Genomic DNA, 15,053 nt, shown 5'->3' on the forward strand with positions numbered 1-15,053 from the left:
GCGGATGATCGGACACGGGCACGGCGGGTTGTCGGACGGTTTTATTTGAGGGAACCGACCATGACGCCTTTTTCAAAATATTTCTGGAAAAACGGATACATGACGATCAGCGGCAGGCTGGAGACGACGATGGACGAATATTTGATCATCTCCGACAGTCGTTTCAGTTCCGCCATCGCCTGCTGGTCGCCGATCATGCCGGGCGCTGCCTGATTCTGGATCAGAATCGAACGCAGCACGAGCTGAAGCGGGAACAACCTGGAGTTTTCCAGATAGATCATGGCGTCGAAGTACGAATTCCACTGCCCCACGAACGCGTACAGCGCCAGCACGAACATGATCGGCTTGGAGAGCGGAATGACGATGCGCATAAAGATCTTCAATTCGGAAGCGCCGTCGACGTTCGCGGCTTCCTTGAGTTCTTTGGGAATACTTTTGAAAAACGTCCGGGCCAGAATGATGTTCCATACGTTGACCGCCCCGGGAATGATGAGCGCCCACGGCGTGTCGAGCATGCCGAGCTGACGGATCAGCAGGTAGGTCGGAATGAGCCCGCCGCCGAAGAACATCGTGATCAGGAACAGCGTCATGACGAGCTTGCGTCCGGCCAGCGTATCGTCGGCCAGCGCATAGCCCGCGCAGACCGAGACGAGCACGGTGAAGATCGCGAACGCACCGGCATACAGCAGCGAGTTGAAGAAGCCGCGGATCATGGCGTTGTTGCTCAAAATTTTGCGGTACCCTTCCAGGCTCCAATCGGACGGGTTCAGCGACAGCCCCCGATTGAGCAGCACGGTCGGGTCCATAAACGAAGCGACGATGATATAGACGAACGGGACGACGACGACCAGTACGGCCAGCGTGAGGAACAATCCGTTCAAGACGAGCAGAAACCGGTCGAACGGCGTATTTTTGACAGTCATCGCGGTTCTCTCCTTTCCGGCAAGATTAGTAAAGGCCCTGATTGTCGTTCAACTTTTTGACGACGAGGTTGACAGTGAGCAGCAGGATGACGTTAATGACGGAGTTGAACAATCCGACAGCCGCCGAGTACGAATAATCGCCGGATTGCAGGCCGACTTTGTAGACGTAGGTCGCGATGATCTCCGAAGACGGCAGGTTCATCGACGTCTGCAGCAGATACGCTTTCTCGAAGCCGATCGACATGATGCCGCCCGCCGCGAGAATGAACACGATCGCCATGATCGGCTTGATCGTCGGCAGGTCGATATGCCAGATGCGCCGCATCAGGCTCGCCCCGTCGAGGCTGGCCGCGTTGTGCAGCTCCGGATCGACGCCGGCCAGTGCCGCGACGTAGATAATCGAAGCCCAGCCGGCGGTTGCCCAGATATCCGACAGGATGTACACCCAGCGGAAGTAGGCGGGATCGGTCATGAACATCAGCGGCTGGCCGAACACCCAGGTCGCGATCGCGTTGATCGGCCCTGTCGGGGACAAGAAGATGAACAGCATCCCGGCGATGACGACGACCGATACGAAGTTTGGCGCGTAGAGGAACAGCTGGATATTTTTTTTGGCTCCGGCTTTGCGGACCTGATTGAGCATCAGCGCAAGCAGGATCGGAATCGGGAAGCCGAACAGCAGCCCGTAAAAACTCAATTTAAGCGTGTTCATAAAAATGACTTCGAAATTGGGCGAGTACAAAAACTTTTCGAAATACTTCAATCCCGCCCATTCGCTGTTCACGATGCCCCGAATCGGGCTGAACTCCTTGAAGGCGATAATGGCGCCGTACATCGGAACGTATTTGAAAACCAGAGTCAATAAAAGCGCCGGCGCAAGCAAAAGGTACAGAAAGCCGTTCTTCTTGAACGAGCCCAGTCCGCTGCGTTCCGCCTTTTTGCGTTGAAGCAGCCGGCCGCCTTTTCCGGTCTCTGCCGAGTTTTCCATTCCCCTTCCTCCATTTCTTGCTTATGAATTTGGTCCCGATCGGTCGTAAGGGCTTACATTTCACATTTGACCGGTTCCGCGTTTACAATTTACCAGAGGGGAAGTTCATATGTCAACTCATTTTGTCAAAATAATTTTTACATTTGTTTGCTGTATATTAGGCATTAATGATTTCAATACTTTACATTTGTAAACTTCAGATTGCTATTTGGTCATTTTTGCGATACATTTGACTATGTAAGCCTTATCTTCGCGCCGCTTGCGGCCGAACTTTTCCACTCAACCGAACCGACAAAGGTGGACCGCATCCATGGCCAAAGAGAAAGTGACGATTCAACAGATCGCGGACGCGCTGGGCATCTCCCGCAACACGGCTTCCAAAGCGCTGAACGACAGCGGCGGCATTCCCGAAGAGACCCGTGCCCGCGTCATCAAAAAAGCGATCGAGCTGAAATACAAACAGTTCGCGTATATGGAAAGCGACGGTTTTCTGCCCAAAAAAACAGGCAATATCGCGCTGCTGACGACCAATCTGCCGAATACGTCCCATTTCGGCTCGCAGGTCATCAGCGGACTGGAGAAAAAGATCAGCATGGAAGGCTACAATCTGTCGATCCATATCGTGCGGGACGACGATCGGGGCGAACGGGCGCTGCCGGTCAATTTCGACGCTTCGGGCGTGGACGGCATCGTCTGCATCGAGCTGTTCGACCCCGTATACAGCCGCCTGCTGACGGAACTTGCCATTCCGGTCATCTTTATCGACTGCGCGGCGGACGCGGCGTATCCGGACTTCCGGGCCGACATCCTGCTGATGGAGAACGAACACAGCACCTACGGCATGACGCGCAGCCTGATCGAAGACGGCTTGACCGAAATCGGATTCGTCGGCGATTTCAATCATTGCAAAAGCTTCCGCGAGCGCTGGATCGGCTACGGACGCGCTCTGGCGGATGCGGGGCTCGACGTTCCGCGCGAACAGTCGATCCTCGACGAAGACCGCTTTTTCCTGTTCGAGAGCGACTGGATGGAGCAGCGGCTGCGGCAGATCGGAAAGCTTCCGCAGGCGTTCGTCTGCGCGAACGATTTTATCGCCGTCCGCCTGATGCGCGCGCTCAAAAACGGCGGCCTGAACGTGCCCGCCGACGTGCGCGTCTGCGGCTTCGACGACTCGCCCGAATCGCGGATCGTGGAGCCGCATCTGACGACGGTGCATATTTTCAGCAGCGACATGGGCGTCAAAGCCGGCGAAATGCTGCTGTCGCGTATCCGCAATCCGCGGCAGCCGCATCAGGTCACCCACCTGCACACCCAGCCGATTCTCCGGGAATCGACGGCGGGCGAATCTTCCGTGAATTCCGCCAAACCTTCAATGAAACGGAGCGATCTTCCATGATCAAAAACGACAAAATCAAAGCCGCCGAAGTCGACGTGACCGGCGTAAACGGCGAAGCGCTCGGCGTCATGGCGACAAGCGAAGCGCTCAAGCTGGCCAGAGAACTCGGCGTGGACCTCGTCTGCACCTCGCTCTATTCCAGCCCGCCTCCCTGCTCCCTGATCTCTTCCGGCAAAGCCAAGGAAGCCAAGCAGCAGGAGAAAAAAGCGGCCCGGCCGGCCAAGGTCAAAGAAATCCGGCTGACCGCCAGCATCGAAGAACACGACTACGACACGAAAAAGAACCAGGCCCAGCGCATCCTCGCCGGCGGCGACTCCGTCCAGTTCGTCGTCAAAGTGTCCGGCAAAGACGGCGCGAAAGCCAAAGAACGGCTGGAAGAACTGCTCCGCGACCTGCAAGGAACCGGCGTCCGCAAAACCGGCATCCAGGTCAGCGGCAAGCAGGCGGCGGTGCAGGTGGACCCGGTGTAGGCGGAACCGGTGTAGGTGGACCCGGTGCAGGTGGACCCGGCCGAAAATAGCTGCGTATGTCCAACTATTTCCGTCCTGATCCGCGGTTTCGCCGAATAAGTGCGACAGAGCAGTTATTTGGCGGGTTGGGGCGCGATCAGGCGGGAAAAGTCGAAAATAACTGTCCTCAGGACGTTATTTTCGATTTTGCACCTATATAGAAGAAAATAAGAGTCGTGAGGACGTTATTTTTGAAAATAGACCGGAAGGAAGTGACGATATGGACACCGGCAGCCTCCCCGGATTGAACGATGCGCTGTATGCGCTGCTGGACGGAACCGATCTTGGCGGGAAAACGCATATCGCGCTGACGCTGCATACGGTCGACGAAGAAGGCTACCCGCATCAGGCGATGGTCAGCGCCGGCGAAGTGTGGGCGGAAGACCGGAATCGGCTGCGCATCGCGCTGTGGATCGGCACGGGCACGACAGCCAATCTGCTGCGCAGCGGCCGGGCGCTGCTCGCGGTCGTCCACGGCGGCGTGTCGTACACGGTGCGGCTGCGCGCCGAAGCGCTGCCGGAGCTGGCAGGCGCGCGCCATCCGCGCGCGCGCTTTGCCGCGGACGTGACGGACGTGCGCGCGGACGTCGCCAAATACGCGACCCTGACCGGCGGCATCACGATCGACCTGCACGATCCGCAGGCGGTCGTCGAGCGCTGGCAGGAAACATTGGAGGAATTGAAGCAATGAACGAAAACGACAAGGAAATGACTCCGGCGCAGATACAGGCGCAGGCACAACCACAAGCGCAGATGGAGTTCTCTTCGGCTGCAGCCGGAATGATCGGATCGGTGGAATCAACTGGATCAGTTGGATCAGTTGGATCAGTTGGATCAGTTGGATCAAACGGATCAAACGCCTCTGACGACGGCACCAGCGAAGGTGCGCTGTTCGAGTTCAAGCATTTCCCGCGTCTGGAGACGCCGCGGCTGATTCTGCGCGAAGCGAAGCCGGAAGACCGCGACGGACTGTTCGCGCTGTACGCCGACGAGGAAGTGATGCGCTACATGCCGCTCGATCCGTTCCAGTCGGTCGAAGAAGCGGACGACGAGCTGGGCTGGCACGCCCGCATTTTCCGCGAAGGCACCGGCATTCGCTGGATGATCGAAGACCGCGACTCCGGCGAGTTTGCCGGAACGTGCGGCTTCCTCGGCATCGAGCGGGAGCATAACCGGATGGAGATCGGCTACGACCTGGCGCCCGCTTTCTGGGGCCGGGGCCTGATGCCGGAAGCGGTGCGCGCCGTTCTCGGCTTCGGCTTCGGCCCGCTCGGCGCGAACAAGATCGAAGCGCGGGTCGACCCCGGCAACGCCGCTTCGATCCGCCTTATGGACAAGCTCGGCTTTGTTCAAGAAGGGCTGCTGCGCCAGCACGAATACGAAAAAGGCCGCTACGTGGACCTTGCGGCTTACTCGATGCTGCGAAGCGAACACGAGCAGGATCACGCTTTGCCGCTCCCGCACAACGGATAACGTCTGCCGATTTGCAAAAAGAGACCGCCTTTGCATGTGCAAAGGCGGTCTCTTTTGATAAACCGATTCTATAAACTATACTCTAGCACCTTAACCCAGATAAAAGTAAAGTTACGTCCCCTGAAACGTACTTAAAGCATGTGCGTTTCAGGCGAACGTAAACCTCTGATTAGATTTGGTCAACGTACTCGTTATTCAGAAGATTAACCGTGCCTGGAGTGTCCGAACTCTTAAGCGCGTTCCGCAGCTCTGGCTGTACGCTTGCGAATCTCGGATTCCGCGTCTTCGGTAATTCGCTCCGCGATCCAGGCGTTGATACTTTTGCCTGCGATCCGTGCCGCGGTTGCTACGGAACGATGCTGCTCGGGAGCCAGGCGCAGCATTAATTTTCCCGAAAACGGCATGACCCAGATAGCATTTGTACTCCATCATGGCGCAAAACCTGCCTCTCTCAAAAATTTTCTTGCCGATTTTAAGTCGCCTTTATCCGTTTCTTTTTCCGGATGCGGTCGATGAAAAACGGCTCTTACCTCGTTCAACTTTACTCGTACACAGTCCTGCTTTTCAATAACCGTATAGCAAAAAGCACAAGCCTCGAAGGCCTGTGCTTTTTCACGTGTGTATCGGTACTGCGTCTGTTACGTTCACTGGCTGCACCCGCTCACTGCCCGTACCCGTCCGTGCCTCCGCGATACTTCGCATAGGCCGCATAAGCGATATAGGCCGCGGTCAGGATGGCGTATAGATAGCGCACGTAGCGGAACCAATCTCCGGCTTCCGCCATTCCTCCGAGCGCCGAAGCCGCCACCAGAACGATCACCATCAACCCCGCATTTTCCACAAAATGATACTCCGCTCCGTCACGCCGCAAACGGTACGCGACAAATCCGGCCGAGAGCAGCATCAATCCGAACATGATATAAATGAGCAAGCTTCATTCCCTCCCCGCCGTCTCTATCGTCCATTATAGAATATTTCGGTGCAAAGAGGCGTATTTCGTCAATGAGCCGCGCTCCGGCGGCCCTGCCTTCGACAGACGGAGGCGTCCGTTCCCGCTGCCCGCGATGTCCGCCGCGGAGTCTCTCTCCGCTTTGTTCGCCGCTTTGAGGCGCAGTTCCTTCTTGAGCGCGAAAAGCGTCTGCAAACCGGCGTAGCCGCCGCCGAGCACGACGATGACCGGCGCTTCCCGGACCGGACTCTTTTTCGTCGCAGCGGCATGCGCCCGGGCTTCGCCTGCCGGAGTTCCGGCGGCTGGCCCTTTTTTGGCCTTATCGTTGTTACCTTTGGCTCCCCGCAGAAGATCGCCTCGCTGCTCATCGCCTGCCGTTTCCCCTTTTTGCACATCGTTCTCCGCACTTCCCGCCTGCCGCTTGTTCCCATTCCTGTTCATGTTCTTGTTCGCGTCCATGTGCATCGCCCCTTTGCCGTTTGCCCATGAAACGATTGGCGTCCGCTTTTTGTGACAACCCGGCGCAGAAACCGCAAAAAAAGCCGTTCACCCGTGAACAGACGGGCAAACGGCCTTGCGACTTCCGCTTGATTTCCGAATGCGGTTCAATCCCCCGCTTCTTCCTGCACGCCCTGCCCGTTGTACAGGCCGCTGTAGAATCCGCCCTGCGCCAGCAGTTCGTCGTGCGAGCCGTGTTCGAGCAGGCCCCCGTCCTTGAGGACGAGAATCTGGTCGGCCTGGCGAATCGTGTTCAGCCGGTGGGCGATGACGAAGCTGGTGCGTCCCTTCATCAAGCGCTGAAGGCCCTGCTGGATCTTGATCTCGGTCACGGTGTCGATACTGCTCGTCGCTTCGTCGAGAACGAGAATCGCCGGATCGGCGAGCATCGCCCGGGCGATCGCCAGCAGCTGCTTCTGCCCCTGGCTGATACCGCTGCCGCCGTTGGTCAGCTTCTTGTCGTACCCGCCTTGCAGCCGGACGATAAACGAATGCGCATTGGCGAGCTTGGCCGCTTCTTCGATCTCTTCGTCTGTCGCGTCGAGACGGCCGTAACGGATATTTTCGCGGATCGTGCCTTCGAACAGGAACGTGTCCTGCAGCACAAAAGCCATATGCGAGCGCAGGTTCTCGCGCTGGATACTGCCGATCTCGCGGCCGTCGATCGTGATCCGGCCGCTGCTGGCGTCATAGAAGCGCGACAGCAGCTGGATCAGCGTCGTCTTGCCCGCGCCGGTCGGGCCGACGAGGGCGATCGTCTCGCCGGGCTTGGCCTCAAACGAGATGTCCGACAGCGTCGTCTGCCCTTCGTCGTATCCGAACGACACGTCTTCGAACTTGACCGCGCCTTCGATCTTGTCGAGCTTCGACGCCTGTCCTTCGTCCTTGTTCTCCACTTCTTCGTCCATGATCTCGAACACGCGCTCCGCGCCGGCGATCGCCGACAGCAGCGTGTTCCACTGGTTCGCCAGATCGTTCAGCGGCCGGGTGAACTGGCGCGCGTATTCGACGAACACGATGATGACGCCGATCGTCACCTGGCCGTTGATGGCCAGAATACCGCCGATGCCCGCCACGAGCGCGAAGCTCAGGTTGTTCAGGCTGTTCATCAGCTTCGGAATCATGCCGGAAATGGTCTGCGCCCAGAAGCCGGACAAGCGGATCCGTTCATTGCGTTCCGCGAATTCGCGTTTGACCCGGTCTTCCTGGGAAAAGGCTTTGATAATACGTTGGCCGGACAGCGTCTCTTCGATATACCCGTTCAGATCGCCGAGATTGCTCTGGCGCTCTTTGAACAGCGGTCCGGTGCGCCGCGTGATCCAGCGCATGCCGAACGCCATCAGCGGCACGACGATAAAGGTCAGCAGCGTAAGCAGCGGGCTGAGCGACAGCATGACGCCAAGCGTCCCGAACAGGATCAGAATGCTGGAGAAGATCTGGATCGCCGAGCTGTTGAGCGTGCCGCTGACGTTTTCCATATCGTTCGTGACCCGGCTCATCAGTTCGCCCTGCTGGCGCTTGCCGAAGAACGGAATCGGAAGCTTGTGCAGATGGGAAAAAAGATCGACCCGCATCCGGTACACGGTCTCCTGCGCGATCTCGATCATCCAAATGCTCTGGAGGAACATGGTCAGCGGGCTGAGCAGGTAGACGACGCCGAGCACGAGCAGGAATCCGGCCCAGCCGAGTCCCCACAGCGCTCCGTCCCCGCCCAGATAATCGTCGACCGCGACCCCGATCATGTACGGGCCGAGCAGCGACAGCGCCGAGCTGATCAGTACCATGAACAGGACGAGCCCGAGTTTGAGTTTCCGGCGGGCCAGGTATTTCCAGATCCGTACGAGCGTACCGGAGACGTTTTTGGCCCGCTTTTTCTTTTTGTATTCGCCGCTTGCCTTCGACGGGTCGCCGATTACGGGCGGCCGCGGCTGGCGGAAGGCTTCGGTCAGCGCGTTAGGCATGCAGCGCTTCCCCCTTTTCAAATTGGGATTCGTAGATATGGCGGTACAGTTCCGACGTCCGCATCAATTCGTCATGCGTGCCGCCGGCGATCAGCCGTCCTTCGTCCAGCAGCAGAATCAAGTCCGCCGCCTGGGTCGAGCTGATCTTCTGGGTAATGAGGAACGTCGTGCACGAGATGTCTTCCAGCGCTTCGAGCAGCCGACTCTCGGTCGCAAGATCGAGCGCGCTCGTGCTGTCGTCGAGAATCAGGATCGACGGACGGCGCACAAGAGCGCGGGCGATCGACAGCCGCTGCTTCTGGCCGCCGGACAGGTTCACGCCGCGCTGGCCGAGCCGGGTCTCGTACCCGTTCGGCAGCTTCTCGACCGTCTCGTGAATCTGGGCGATCTTCGCTGCTTCTTCGATCTCTTCGAACGAAGCGTCTTCGCGGCCCCAGGCGATATTCTCGCGGATCGAGCCGGTGAACAGCAGCACTTCCTGCGGCACGTAGCCGATGCTGCGGCGCAGATGGCCCGTATCCCAGTCGTCGATGCCGCGGCCGTCGATCGTGAGCGTGCCCTGGTCGCGATCGTACAGATGGGGAATAAGCTGTACGAGCGACGATTTGCCGGAGCCGGTTGCGCCCATGATCGCGACGCGCTTGCCGGCTCCGATCTTGAACGAGATATTCTCCAGCACTTTGATATCGCTCGTCGGATACTTGAACGAGACGTTGCGGAATTCGACCGCGCCTTCCATCGCCGGCACTTCGGCGCGCGCACTGGCCGTCTTCGCCGCGCCGGAAACGGCCGCGTCGGTGCCGGAAGCCTGAACCGGCCGTTCTTCGGCCGCGATCTCGCCGTTCTGCGTATCGAGCACTTCCTTCACGCGCTGCGCCGAAGCGCCGGCACGCGAGAACGTTACCGCGATCCACGAGAAGGCGGACAATGCGCCGATCGTGCGCAGCGCATAGTTGGCGACCGCGACGACTTCGCCGACGGTCGCGCTGCCGGATGCGATATCCGCGCGGCCGAACCAGAGCACGGCGACGATCGCGGCGTTCATAACGAGCATGATAAACGGCATCGTCGTCTCGGTCAGGCGCAGCGCGGACACCGTGTTCTTCATCAGCTTGCCGCTGGAAGCGGCGAAGCGTCCGTTCTCGTGCTTCATGCGCACGAACACGCGGATCAGGCGGATACCGGTCAGGTTCTCCTGAATGACGCTGTTGACCTTGTCGAGCTTGCGCTGCACGTTCTTGAACATGGCGCCGGCCCGGCGCATGATCCACAGGACGAACACGAGCAGCAGCGGCACGGTCAACGCGAGCAGCAGCCCGAGCTTGAAGTTGACGACCATCGCCATGACGACGCTGCCGACGACGACGAGCGGCACGCGGGTCATGAAGCGCAGGCTCATGAAGATGGTGTCCTGCAGCTGCGTCACGTCGCCGGTCATGCGCGTGATGAGCGACGAGGTGGCGAAGCGGCTGAAGACGGAATACGAAAACGATTGCACTTTATCGTACAGCGTCTCCCGCAAATCGCTGGCGAAGCCCTGGCTGGCGAACGAAGCGAAGAAGGAACTGGCGACGCCGGCCACAAAAGCGAAGATCGCGCCGACGATCAGAACGCCTCCCCACATCCAGACGACGCCGAGGTCCGAATTGGCGATCCCGTCGTCGATGATTTTGGAGATCAGGTAAGGCTGCGCCAACTCGACGGCAAGCTCGATGACCATCATCAGCAGCGCCAGCAGCGATGCGGTACGGTACTTCTTTAGAAAGGCAAAGACTAACGACATGATCATTCCTCCGAACCGGGCAGCAGTATTGGCAAAAAAACAAACGTGAACATTTTGACGAACAGGCGGGCAAGCGACAGGTTCCATTATAGCGAATCGCGGCTGACATCGGGCTGACAATCGTTAACCTTTTTACAAACCGCTGCGTCTTTCCTTACATATTGCATCGATTAGCCATTATTTACCCTTCCCTTCGGCACACTAACTTCATTTAAGGCCAGAAAGTTAAAATTTCGCATATTTATGCGTGATTAACCCTTTTTCGAACGGGTAACTTTTAAAAAGACTGCAGAAATCTCTCAGAAGGAGTGAATCACATGTCCAATTCTCCAAGAATGAGCGACAAAGTATCCGTCGTGACCGGAGCCGGTTCCGGCATCGGCCGGGCCGCCGCGCTGCGGCTGGCCGAAGAAGGCGCCCGCGTGGCGCTGATCGACCGCGATTCGCAGTTCGTCGAAAGCGTCCGCGCCGAGATCGAAGCCGCCGGCGGCCAGGCGATCGCGCTGACCGTCGACATCTCCGCCCCGGCCCAGTACCGCGAAGCGCTCAAAGAAGTCGTGTCCACATACGGGCGGATCGATACCCTCTTCGCCAACGCAGGCATCCTCGGCGTCGTCGGACCGATCGAATCGATCGAAGACGACGAGTGGGACGAGACGATCACGAACAACGTCAAAGGCACGTTCACGAGTGTCAAATACGCGATTCCCTATCTCAAGGAAGCCGGCAAAGGCAGCATCGTGCTCACGAGCTCGCTCAGCGGCACGCGCGTCTTTTCCCAAAAAGGCTTCTCCGCCTACAGCACGTCCAAAGCGTCGATCGCCGCCTTCGGCCAAATGGCCGCGTTCGAGCTGGCGCCGTCGAATATTCGCGTGAACGTCGTCGCTCCCGGCACGATCGATACAAATATTTTTAGCAGCAAAGACAAAGAGCCGGAAGCCGACGACATGAACACGAAGCCTGTCGAATACCCGGAAGGCACCGTCCCTCTGCCCGAAGGCAACGGCAAGCCCGAGCAGGTCGCAAACCTCGTGCTGTTCCTCTCGTCGGAAGAATCCGACCATATCAGCGGCGCCGTCGTGCATATCGACGGAGCGGAATCGCTGTTTGTGGGTTAAAAAAAGAACAAGGCCTCCGAATCGAAATCCTGATATCGGAGGCCTCTTTTTTATTGGGTCGTCCTCACCAATCTTTTCTGTTTTTTGCGATTTGATAAGCCATTTCGTTTTTCCTCGGACCTACGGCGTAGATCTCCACGATCGTAACATCTGCCCGTTCTTCGGCAATTCGATAAACGGTTGAATATAGGATTCCGAAGACATCAGTCAATGTTCACCTCGTCCGCATGATCGAAAATATCTTTCAAATCCTCTTCGTCAAGCTGCATATTTTGTACGGCTTCCGCAAACGACAATGAAGGCTGATGTTCTCTTTCCTTCGCTTTGAGCATCAGATTTTCTTCGCTGAGACGCAAAAGTTCATCCTGCATTTCCTTGAGCCTCTCTTCTTTGGCGCGATAGTGCCGCAAGCTGGTGACGACTCCGGCCGCTTCTTTTTTCTTGCTGTTTTGAATAATATAGACGTTCTCTTCGCCGTCTTCGGTCGAAAACTCCTCCAACACCAAAGCCAGTTTGTTTTTGCGGGTCGCTTCGCTTATGTTCATGACGTTATTCATAAAAAAATCGATATTGCCCAAAGTGGACGCGGTTTGATTGATCTTGTGCCCTTCTTGGCGCCGTGCCTGTTCGCTTGTGAGTTCCATTTTTGTTCTCCTTTCTTAGCACCTTCTCTATCACTCATTATATCACACGCAAAATGACATTTTGTAAGACATCTTAACGCATTCGATTAAAAAAGAGTCCTTCAAATAAAAAAAGAAGCATCTCAAACGGATGCTCCTTGCGCAATGACGTCTAATGATCTCTTGCCCTTTTTTATACGATCGTCGCCGAATTCCCGAACACCCGTCGTCCGATCTGCCGTTTTCCGCCGTCGAACTCAAGCTTGAACGTCTCTTCCGCCTTGATGTCCTGCGAAGAGAAGCCGAGCATGACGTCGAGCTGCACGTTCTCCAGCACAAGCTTCAGGTCGCGGTCGTGGTAGCCGATCGAATCGAACGCGATCGCAAATTCCAGCGATACGCGGCCGCCGGCCGGGATGCTTACGCGTTTGTACGCTTTGAGTTCGCGCTCCGGCTGCAGGACGCTGGCGTATTTCTTGCGCACGTACACTTGCACGACCTGATCGCCTTCGCGCTCTCCGCTGTTCACCACGTCCGCCGTCACCTGGATGCCGTCGGCCGTCTGCTCGAACCGGACGTTCTCCGCTTCGAAGCTTGTGTAGCTCAATCCGTAGCCGAACGGATACAGCGGGGCCAAGTCCATCTCCAAATATTTGCCGCGCCAGAACTGCTTGTGCCCGGTCGCGAGCTGCGAATAATGCACCGGCAGTTGGCCGAGCGCTTTGGGCAGCGTGACTGACAGCTTGCCGCCCGGATTGTACGTGCCGACGAGCGTCTCCGCGATCGCTTCCGCACCGCGCATGCCCGGCTTCCATGCTTCGAGGATGGCGTGCATCGACTGGCTCTCTTCGAGCAGTTCGAGCGGACGCGCGTTGCACAGCACCAGCACGACCGGACGGCCGGTTGCCTGGAGCGCACGCAGCAATTTTTTCTGCTCATGCGACAGGCAGATCTCTACGCGGTCCGTCGATTCGCCGCTGTCGTTCTCACGTCCCATACCGCTCGTGTCGCCGCAGACGGCGATGATGACGTCCGCGTCCTTCGCCGCTTCCACAGCTTCTTCGATCTGGTCGAAATCGGCGTCGCCGTTGTAATCGGTCGTGTCCTTGATGCCCGTCTTGTAGACCACTTCGGCATTTGGCAGCGCGCTTTGCAGAGCTTCATACACGGTCGGCATGTCCTGATGGTACAAATCTTCGTAACGGGTCCCTTTTTTCTTGAAAAAGAGCGTCCGGGCCAGCACTTCTTCTTCGGTCAGCCCTTCGGAATGGTAGTACATGTCTTCGATATGCGCCGGATACGAATAATCGCTGTAGCCGAACTCTTTGACGTGGGCGAGCGGTCCGATCACGGCGACTTTGCGCACGGACGGGTCGAGCGGCAGCAGGCCGTCTTCGTTCTTGAGCAGCGTCATCGTGCGCAGCGCCATTTCTTTGGACAGTTCGACCATGTCGGGCGTGCAGACGGATGCGTCCACGGCGTCTTCGTCCACGTAAGGACGGTCGAACAGGCCGAGTCGGAATTTGAGGTCCAGCACTTTGCGCACCGCGTCGTCGACGAGTTCCTGCTCGACCTGCCCGCTCTCCACCAATCCCGGCAAATATTTCTCGAACATGAAGTCCAGTTCGCATTCGATGCCCGCTTCCAGCGCAAGCTTCACCGCCTGTTCCTGCGTCTCGCAGTATTCCTGGAACGATTGGATCAGCTGGATACCGTTGCCGTCCGAGACGGTCAACCCTTCGAAGCCCAGTCGGCCCTGGAGCATGTCGCGCAAAATAGGGGCGGACGCGTGCACCGGAACCTGGTCGATCTCGTGATACGCGGCCATGACCGACAGCGCGCCCGCATCGCGGATCGCCGCTTCGAACGGTACCGCGTATTCGTCCAGCAGCTCGCGGTCCGTCACATGCACCGGTCCGCAGTTGCGGCCGCCGTCGCTGATGCCCTGCGCCACGAAATGCTTGAGCGTCGCGATAATGCCCTGCGTCAGGTCTTCGGACTGCAGGCCGCGCACGTAGGCGGTGCCGTATTGGCTGACCAGGTACGCGTCTTCGCCGAACGATTCTTCGTAACGGCCGTAACGGTGGTCGCGAATGACGTCGACGACCGGGCCGAGCGCCCAGCGTTCGCCGGTCGCGAGCATCTCGCGGCGCATCGCGTCGCCCATGCGGCGGATCGGTTCTTCGTCGAACATGGCGCCGGCGCCGATGTTCTGCGGGAACAGCGTATGGTTACGGCTGAGCACGCCCGAAGTCGCTTCGGTCATGAACAGCACCGGAATGCCGAGCCGAGTCTCTTCCATAAAATGCTTCTGGATCGTGTTCATCGCGCGCGCCATCTCCGCCGGGAGCAGGTCGGTCGCCCCGCCGATCCGGCTGATGTATCCGCAGCCGTGCGGCACATTCTTGTTCGTCAGCTCTGCGGAAAACACGAAATTTTGCACGTCCGAGATCATGCTCCCGGTCCGCGCGGAAGTGAGCTGCGCGACTTTCTCGTGCAGCGTCATCTGATCCAGCAGATGGTCCAATCGCTCGCCGATCGGTCTGGATGCGTCTTTGTACGTCATGTTCTGTACGTCCCCCTTTGGTTGGCGCGCTTTAAGCCGCTCGCTATGTAAACGCTTTAATTGCTGTTTTTATTATATAAAACCTTTTCGGAAAAAGCTACGTCATGTCCGCGAAAAGAAAAAGCGATCTTTATGCGCGAAGAGAGTTGCCAAATGTAACTGTAGCGACGCTTAACAACGTTTAGCAGCACTTAACGCTCGAACACCCCATGCTAACGAATCCTAGTCACGCTATTTACCGTTTTATTCGCTTTTCGACATTTTAA

Annotated in this window: 14 protein-coding genes; 5 read left to right on the plus strand and 9 right to left on the minus strand. The window is 57.7% G+C overall.

Going from position 1 to position 15,053, the window contains the following annotated elements:
- Window positions 1–41: 41 nt before the first annotated feature.
- Window positions 42–923, minus strand: coding sequence for a carbohydrate ABC transporter permease (locus FTE24_RS16025; RefSeq protein WP_141448663.1), 882 nt, complete (start codon window positions 921–923; stop codon window positions 42–44).
- 25 nt (window positions 924–948) lie between these two features.
- Window positions 949–1,911, minus strand: a complete 963-nt coding sequence (locus FTE24_RS16030) for an ABC transporter permease (protein ID WP_150232065.1) — start codon at window positions 1,909–1,911, stop codon at window positions 949–951.
- Between the two features lie 310 nt (window positions 1,912–2,221).
- On the opposite strand from FTE24_RS16030, the gene FTE24_RS16035 reads away from it, so the two are divergent.
- From FTE24_RS16035 to FTE24_RS16050, 4 genes are all read left to right on the plus strand, one after another.
- Complete coding sequence (locus FTE24_RS16035) at window positions 2,222–3,307, plus strand: LacI family DNA-binding transcriptional regulator (RefSeq protein WP_150232067.1); 1,086 nt, start codon at window positions 2,222–2,224, stop codon at window positions 3,305–3,307.
- Window positions 3,304–3,777, plus strand: a complete 474-nt coding sequence (infC, locus tag FTE24_RS16040) for a translation initiation factor IF-3 (protein ID WP_150232069.1) — start codon at window positions 3,304–3,306, stop codon at window positions 3,775–3,777. The genes FTE24_RS16035 and infC overlap by 4 nt, the downstream gene beginning before the upstream one ends.
- Window positions 3,778–4,036: 259 nt before the next feature.
- The gene (locus tag FTE24_RS16045) at window positions 4,037–4,507 is read left to right on the plus strand and encodes a pyridoxamine 5'-phosphate oxidase family protein (protein ID WP_150232070.1); all 471 of its coding nucleotides are present in this window, start codon (window positions 4,037–4,039) and stop codon (window positions 4,505–4,507) included.
- Complete coding sequence (locus FTE24_RS16050) at window positions 4,504–5,289, plus strand: GNAT family N-acetyltransferase (protein ID WP_237401789.1); 786 nt, start codon at window positions 4,504–4,506, stop codon at window positions 5,287–5,289. Before FTE24_RS16045 ends, FTE24_RS16050 begins: the two co-directional genes overlap by 4 nt.
- Before the next feature lie 230 nt (window positions 5,290–5,519).
- On the opposite strand, the gene FTE24_RS16055 is transcribed toward FTE24_RS16050, so the two are convergent.
- The 5 genes from FTE24_RS16055 to FTE24_RS16080 form a co-directional block, all read right to left on the minus strand.
- Window positions 5,520–5,693, minus strand: a complete 174-nt coding sequence (locus FTE24_RS16055) for a toxin-antitoxin system HicB family antitoxin (protein ID WP_150232076.1) — start codon at window positions 5,691–5,693, stop codon at window positions 5,520–5,522.
- 257 nt (window positions 5,694–5,950) lie between these two features.
- Complete coding sequence (locus FTE24_RS16065; protein ID WP_150232078.1) at window positions 5,951–6,220, minus strand: hypothetical protein; 270 nt, start codon at window positions 6,218–6,220, stop codon at window positions 5,951–5,953.
- Window positions 6,221–6,253: 33 nt separating this feature from the next.
- On the minus strand, window positions 6,254–6,697 hold the full coding sequence (locus FTE24_RS16070; protein WP_150232080.1) for a hypothetical protein: 444 nt from the start codon (window positions 6,695–6,697) through the stop codon (window positions 6,254–6,256).
- Window positions 6,698–6,843: 146 nt separating this feature from the next.
- Window positions 6,844–8,697, minus strand: coding sequence for an ABC transporter ATP-binding protein (locus tag FTE24_RS16075; protein WP_150232082.1), 1,854 nt, complete (start codon window positions 8,695–8,697; stop codon window positions 6,844–6,846).
- A complete protein-coding gene (locus FTE24_RS16080; protein WP_150232084.1) occupies window positions 8,690–10,480 on the minus strand; it encodes an ABC transporter ATP-binding protein in 1,791 nt (596 codons plus the stop codon). The genes FTE24_RS16075 and FTE24_RS16080 overlap by 8 nt, the downstream gene beginning before the upstream one ends.
- Window positions 10,481–10,797: 317 nt before the next feature.
- Between FTE24_RS16080 and FTE24_RS16085 the strand changes: the two genes are divergently transcribed.
- Window positions 10,798–11,598 (plus strand): SDR family oxidoreductase, encoded by an 801-nt coding sequence (locus FTE24_RS16085; protein ID WP_150232086.1) that lies wholly within the window; start codon window positions 10,798–10,800, stop codon window positions 11,596–11,598.
- 203 nt (window positions 11,599–11,801) lie between these two features.
- Here FTE24_RS16085 and FTE24_RS16090 read toward each other — a convergent pair whose 3' ends face one another.
- Both FTE24_RS16090 and FTE24_RS16095 read right to left on the minus strand, forming a co-directional pair.
- The gene (locus FTE24_RS16090; RefSeq protein ID WP_150232088.1) at window positions 11,802–12,242 is read right to left on the minus strand and encodes a hypothetical protein; all 441 of its coding nucleotides are present in this window, start codon (window positions 12,240–12,242) and stop codon (window positions 11,802–11,804) included.
- Window positions 12,243–12,414: 172 nt separating this feature from the next.
- On the minus strand, window positions 12,415–14,787 hold the full coding sequence (locus FTE24_RS16095) for a glycoside hydrolase family 3 N-terminal domain-containing protein (protein ID WP_150232090.1): 2,373 nt from the start codon (window positions 14,785–14,787) through the stop codon (window positions 12,415–12,417).
- Window positions 14,788–15,053: the final 266 nt, after the last annotated feature.

It is taken from the genome of Saccharibacillus sp. WB 17 (genome assembly GCF_008634075.2).
Classification (GTDB): domain Bacteria; phylum Bacillota; class Bacilli; order Paenibacillales; family Paenibacillaceae; genus Saccharibacillus; species Saccharibacillus brassicae.

Bases quoted from the DNA above. Each gene is read 5' to 3' on its own strand.
- FTE24_RS16025 (WP_141448663.1), bottom strand. From the start codon at position 923: ATGACTGTCAAAAATACGCCGTTCGACCGGTTTCTGCTCGTCTTGAAC.
- FTE24_RS16030 (WP_150232065.1), bottom strand. From the start codon at position 1,911: ATGGAAAACTCGGCAGAGACCGGAAAAGGCGGCCGGCTGCTTCAACGC.
- FTE24_RS16035 (WP_150232067.1), top strand. From the start codon at position 2,222: ATGGCCAAAGAGAAAGTGACGATTCAACAGATCGCGGACGCGCTGGGC.
- infC (WP_150232069.1), top strand. From the start codon at position 3,304: ATGATCAAAAACGACAAAATCAAAGCCGCCGAAGTCGACGTGACCGGC.
- FTE24_RS16045 (WP_150232070.1), top strand. From the start codon at position 4,037: ATGGACACCGGCAGCCTCCCCGGATTGAACGATGCGCTGTATGCGCTG.
- FTE24_RS16050 (WP_237401789.1), top strand. From the start codon at position 4,504: ATGAACGAAAACGACAAGGAAATGACTCCGGCGCAGATACAGGCGCAG.
- FTE24_RS16055 (WP_150232076.1), bottom strand. From the start codon at position 5,693: ATGCCGTTTTCGGGAAAATTAATGCTGCGCCTGGCTCCCGAGCAGCAT.
- FTE24_RS16070 (WP_150232080.1), bottom strand. From the start codon at position 6,697: ATGGACGCGAACAAGAACATGAACAGGAATGGGAACAAGCGGCAGGCG.
- FTE24_RS16075 (WP_150232082.1), bottom strand. From the start codon at position 8,697: ATGCCTAACGCGCTGACCGAAGCCTTCCGCCAGCCGCGGCCGCCCGTA.
- FTE24_RS16080 (WP_150232084.1), bottom strand. From the start codon at position 10,480: ATGTCGTTAGTCTTTGCCTTTCTAAAGAAGTACCGTACCGCATCGCTG.
- FTE24_RS16085 (WP_150232086.1), top strand. From the start codon at position 10,798: ATGTCCAATTCTCCAAGAATGAGCGACAAAGTATCCGTCGTGACCGGA.
- FTE24_RS16090 (WP_150232088.1), bottom strand. From the start codon at position 12,242: ATGGAACTCACAAGCGAACAGGCACGGCGCCAAGAAGGGCACAAGATC.
- FTE24_RS16095 (WP_150232090.1), bottom strand. From the start codon at position 14,787: ATGACGTACAAAGACGCATCCAGACCGATCGGCGAGCGATTGGACCAT.